We start from the raw sequence: 5,653 nt of genomic DNA on the forward strand, positions 1-5,653 counted from the left end.
TTGTAAAATAATATCAGGCATATCATCTGGAACATTTTTAGGGAAAACATCTAAAGGAGCATCCCAGTTTGGTCTGTAAAAGCACTCTTTTTCTTTATTGAAAACATAAGTATCTGCTAAAGGGTCTTTTCTAAAAATAATTTTTCTATAAAAGTCAATTGCAACAGGAACATTAAATAAGATTTTACAAGCTTTGAAGATTTTTTCTTCAAAAGGTGTACCTTTAACCTCTTTCATATATCTTGTGTCATAATTACTATGACTTACAAAAAAGTTAGTAGTTAAACCACCTTCTCCTGAGTTTATGGGAAAGTTTCCTTCTTTTGCTCCATAAACAAAGGCTCTAGTTCCTTCAGGTGAAATAGAACCATCACTCATAGGACCTCTACCTATCAAAGAGTTAGCATAAAATGGTTGTTCTCTTTGTTCCCCAAAAGTAACTGAAAAATCATTTTCAACTTCATCATCATTTAAAACAATATTTGTATGTTTTAACATTAGTTTTGGTTTTTTCATTGGTTGAGCAGGTGAAAAAGAAGCGAAATTTGCTTTATCCCTAGCAGCATTATAAACCCAATCAAGTTTATCCATAGACTCATAAAACTTTTCATCACCAAAGTATTGTCTAAATGGTTCCCTAAACTCTTGGAACACAAACCTTAATCTACCTATTATTGGGTAGTTAACTAAAATTTGATGTTTTCTTTGTACATACTTATCATGAATGTACCACATAAAAATAATTATAGTAAAAAATAATACTATTATTAGCCATGTTTGCATGAATAAATCCTAAATTTTTAATCCAAGAATTATTGCTTAAAAGAGTAGTCAAAAAGTGGTTTTTTTATTTGATATTAAAAAAAGTTAATTGATTTTTAATGGTATGTAAATTGTAAACTCAACTCCATTTTTAATATTTTTTACACTTAATTGACCTTTCATATTTTGTTCAATAATGATTTTACTCATATATAATCCAAGGCCAGTACCATTGTAGCTCTCTTTGGTAGTAAAATAAGGTTCAAAGACTTTATTTATAATTGATTCACTAATCCCACCTGCATTATCAGAAATCATTATTTTTATGTGAGTTTGAACTTTTTTAGTCTTTATTAAAATCTCTGGGTTTTGAATATCTTTTTCTAAAAAAGCATCTTTAGAGTTTGTAAGAATATTTAATAAAACTTGTGAAAGTTCACTTTCAAATCCGTACATAATAACATCATCTAAAATTTGATATTCTATTTTTATACTATTACTTTTAAAACTGTCATCAATTAAGAAGATTGTTTTTTGTATTGCATCTTTAATTGAGAAAGGTTTTTTCTCCTTATTTGGTTCAAAGAAGTTTCTAAAGTCATCAATAGTTTTTGACATCTTATCTGTAAGTGCATTACTTAGTTGCATTTGTTTGTCTAAATACTCTTGATCTAGTTTTTCTAGGGAGTATCTAAGGTGAATATTTTGGATAATAGTACTTAAAGCACTTAATGGTTGTCTCCATTGGTGAGCAATCATGGAAATCATTTCTCCCATTTCTGCTAATTTACTTTGTTGTATTAAAAGTTGTTCTTGTTTTTTTCTATTATCAATCTCTTTTTTTATTTTAATATCTAGGGTATTATTTAAGTCTTCTAGTTCATGGGTTTTATCTTTTAGTTTTTTATTAGAAAGTTCCAATTCACTAGTTCTACTTTGTACTTTTTTTTCTAAGGTACTATTTAACATCTGTATTTCATCTTTTACTCTTGTTAATTTTCTAATATATTTTCTTTGTAAAAAATATGTATATAAAATTACAGAAAGAACAAAAACAAAAAATACTAATATTTTCCAAAAAAGTTGGTAATCAAAAACTTTTTCAAATTTTATTGATACCCAATGGTTCATAATCTTTTGTGTAGTTTCATCACTAATTGAACTAACAAGTTTCTCAAAAATGCTTAGAAGAACAGGGTCATCATTTCTAACTCCCACTGATAATTTCCATTCATCATCAAATTTACCTGAAATTTGTAAACTTCCATAAAACTCTTCTTGAAAAGCATAGGCAACATTTAGGTGGGTTGTAACTTGTCCAAAAAGTTCACCCCTTTCAACTTTTTTTAAACCATCTCTCAAATGTTTTTGGTCTATTACTTGTATATTTGGGTAGTTTTCTCTAATAATATCGTTATATGCAAAATCTTTTTGGATACCAATTTTTTTATTTTTTAAGGTTTTTAAATCACTGATAAAAGCAACAGTTCGTTTTGTAACTAAAACTAATGGAGTAGTAATATATGGTTTGGTAAAGTTCATATATTCTCTTCTTTTTGGAGTATCCATTACCAAAGCTAAAATATCACATTTTCTATTTTTAACATACTCTAAAGATTGGCTCCAATTTTTTGTTTCAACAAGTTTTAAAGGAACGCCAATTTTTTCTTGAAATCCTTTCATATAATCAGCAACAATACCAACATGTTTATGGTTTTCTATTTTTTCGTATGGCATCCAGTCGGGATCAACACACATATTAATGGCATTTTTATTTTCTAAATAGTTTTTCTCTTCCCGTGAAAATATCAATGGTAAATCAGCTAAATCTTTTAAAAACCATTTATCAAATAACTCTTTTCTCTCTTTTATAGTTATTTGATTTAGACCTTTTTCTATAATTGATTGAAGTTCTGTTTCACTTTTTTTTGTTAAATAATATAAATTTGTAGGCTCAAAAATAATTAAAGGCATAGCCTTTAAACCTATTAAAAGATTATCTTCTAAATATTTTTGAACAATAATTGGTGAAGAGATTAAAGCTTCAACATTTCCTTCTAATAGTAAGCTTACTGATTCTTCCATACTTTTTGTTTCAATCAGTTTTATATTAGGATATTTAGTTGAGATATGTGAAATATTTCCTGCATGATTTATAATTGCAACTTTTTTGTGTTTCAAATCATCAATTGAGTTTATATTATTTTGCTCTTTTTTTACAAATAGAACCCTTTTGATTTCCAAAATTTCTGAAGAATATACTCCAATATCATTTTCAACTTTTGAGTTATTTACTAAGGGAATTAAATCAATTTCACCATTTTCAAAGGCAAATTCAATATTACCTTGGTCAATATCGATGGTCCTATTTTTTATTTGAAACTTTTTTATAATAAGTGCTAAGATATCATTTGCAAAACCTGCTCTTTGATAGTCTTTTGTAAGATAACTTAAGGGATAAAGGTCAGTAATTCCAACTTTTAGAGTGTTGTTTTTAATCCAATCTTGCTCTTTTTTTGTGAGAATAGACTGATCTGCCCACAGGGTATTTAAAACTAATAATATAAAAACAACAAATCTCAAAAATTGACTCCAAAATCTTTTTATGATTATATCATACTATGTAAAATAATATTGAAAGATACCCCTTCATTTATATTTTTTGCGGCAATTTTTCCATTATGATTTTTTTCAATTATTATTTTTGACATATAAAGTCCAATTCCTGTACCATTTTTCTCTTTTTTAGTTGAAAAATATGGTTCAAAGATAACATCTAGATTATCTTTTTCAAAGGCTCCTCCATTGTCATAAATCTCAATTTCAATTCCATCATCTAAATCTTTTGTTGTTATTTCTAAAACAGCATTTTTTATTTTCTTTTCTAAAAACTTATCTTGAGCATTTTTTATGATATTTATAAATACATGGATAATCTCATTTTCATAGATATTTATTATATTTTTACTATTAAGATTTAATTTTATTTCAATATCGTTTGTTTCTAAGTCTTTTTGTAAAATCTTTAAACTACTATTTATTGATTTATCAATTGTTGTTTTTACAATAGTTTTATCTGTTTTGTAAAAATTTCTAAAGTCATCAATAGTTGTTGTAAGATTTTGAACATAAAACTCTATCTCATCAAGTTTACCAGTAAAAAACTCTGCTTGCTCTTCTCTTCCTTCTTTTGTTGTTAAATCAAATTTTCCTGAAAGAAGTTTATATTTTAGATTAAATGAAGCAGTACCAATTGAAGCTAGAGGTTGTCTCCATTGATGGGCTATCATACTTATCATTTCACCCATTGCTGCAAATCTTGACTGTGCTTCCATAATCTTTTGTTTCTCTTCATTTTTTGCTATTTCAATTTCTAATTTTTTATTTTTCTCTATAAGCTTCTTTTTTAAAATAGAGGGTTCAATTGCTTTTATTAAGGTTTCTTCTAATTTATAAATATTTATAGGTTTCAGTACATAAGCATCAATATTTAGTTCAATTGATTGCATTAAATAACTAGTTTCTTGATGGGCTGTAGTTATAATAATAGGGATATCTCTATTAATCTCTCTAATCTTTTCAATCATACCAAGTCCATCAAGTTTTGGCATTTTTATATCGGTTAATATTAAATCGATTTTATTATTTGATTCTTTAAATAATTCTAATCCCTCTTGACCATTTTGGGCACATATTACATTTATCCCAAATAGGTTTAGGGTCTCTTTTATACCCTCTTGGATTATTGATTCATCTTCTGCGTAAAGTACATTAATATTATTTAAAATTTGTTTATCAATCATAATAATTCTTTTTTCTTTTTTAGTAGTATAACAACAAATAGTAGTCAAATAGTACCATATAGTTACATAGATAAATATAGAGTATCTAAAATATAAACAGTTTTATACATTAATATAAGTAACAAAATGATAATATAAATTCTTTAAATTTTATTGACTATCTATTGAAAAAAGGGTTTTAGTGGACTATGGTTTATTGAAAAAATATACTAGAAATATGGTTGTTCTTTTTGTTGAAGATGATACTGATTTTAGAAAAGAGTTTACTGAATTACTTCAAGATATTTTTCCTAAAGTAGAAACTGCAGTTGATGGAATGGATGCTTTAAATAAATACAAAGAGTATTTTAAAGAAACAAACTCTTATTATGATTTAGTGATTTCAGATATTAAAATGCCAAATTTTGATGGAATAGAATTGGTTGATTCTTTGTATAAAATAAAAAAAGACCAAAAGGTTGTAATACTTTCAGCTAGAAATGAATTTAAATATCTTCTCCCTTTAGTTAATTTAGGAATTCATCAATTTTTTACAAAACCTATTGATTATTCAACTTTTTTAGATGATATGTTTAAACTTTGTAATGAGATTTATCATAATAATAAAAATGAAGATACAAATATAGTTAGAATCAACGAAACTTTAATTTGGGATAAAGATAAAAATAAATTAATAGAAAATGATAAAATTATTGAACTTACAAAAAATGAGATAAGGTTTGTAAAAACTATTTTAAATAATAATGGAAAAATTTGTACAGTTGATGAACTGATAAATACTATTTGGTTTGAAGAGTTTGATTTAAATCCTGATATTACTCACTTAAAAAGTTTGATATACAGATTAAGAAAAAAAGTTCCTGGTTTACATATTAAAAATATTTATGGATTGGGATATACCCACGAAGTTTAAAGGTTTTAAGTAGTGTATCTTAATTAAAAGAAGAGATATTCTCTTCTTTTAATATTATAAAGAAGGCGATTTGATAACCATAAGCTTTTGGTTTTGCATTTCGTGCATAGAGTCAGGAATACCACCAAGACCTAAACCAGAAGTTTTAGCACCACCAAAAGGCATCCAGTCAACT

General features: G+C 26.1%; 4 protein-coding genes. 1 reads left to right on the top strand and 3 read right to left on the bottom strand.

All coding sequences use genetic code 11. The features are described 5' to 3' along the window. The 3 genes from FDK22_RS15560 to FDK22_RS15570 all read right to left on the bottom strand — a co-directional run. Window positions 1-783 (bottom strand): glutamate synthase-related protein (locus FDK22_RS15560; RefSeq protein ID WP_240534062.1); only part of this gene is annotated, 783 nt, incomplete at its 3' end. Window positions 784-867: 84 nt separating this feature from the next. Continuing rightward, entirely contained in the window at window positions 868-3,345 is a 2,478-nt protein-coding gene (locus tag FDK22_RS15565; RefSeq protein WP_138153915.1) for a transporter substrate-binding domain-containing protein, read from the bottom strand. Between the two features lie 26 nt (window positions 3,346-3,371). Next, a complete protein-coding gene (locus tag FDK22_RS15570; protein WP_138153916.1) occupies window positions 3,372-4,565 on the bottom strand; it encodes an ATP-binding response regulator in 1,194 nt (397 codons plus the stop codon). 181 nt (window positions 4,566-4,746) lie between these two features. Between FDK22_RS15570 and FDK22_RS15575 the strand changes: the two genes are divergently transcribed. After that, complete coding sequence (locus tag FDK22_RS15575) at window positions 4,747-5,478, top strand: response regulator transcription factor (protein ID WP_138153917.1); 732 nt, start codon at window positions 4,747-4,749, stop codon at window positions 5,476-5,478. The last annotated feature ends 175 nt before the right edge of the window (window positions 5,479-5,653 follow it).

Source organism: Arcobacter arenosus, assembly GCF_005771535.1.
GTDB classification, from domain to species: Bacteria; Campylobacterota; Campylobacteria; order Campylobacterales; family Arcobacteraceae; genus Halarcobacter; species Halarcobacter arenosus.

Coding starts and splice junctions, on each gene's coding strand:
- FDK22_RS15570 (WP_138153916.1), bottom strand. CDS start 4,565: ATGATTGATAAACAAATTTTAAATAATATTAATGTACTTTACGCAGAA.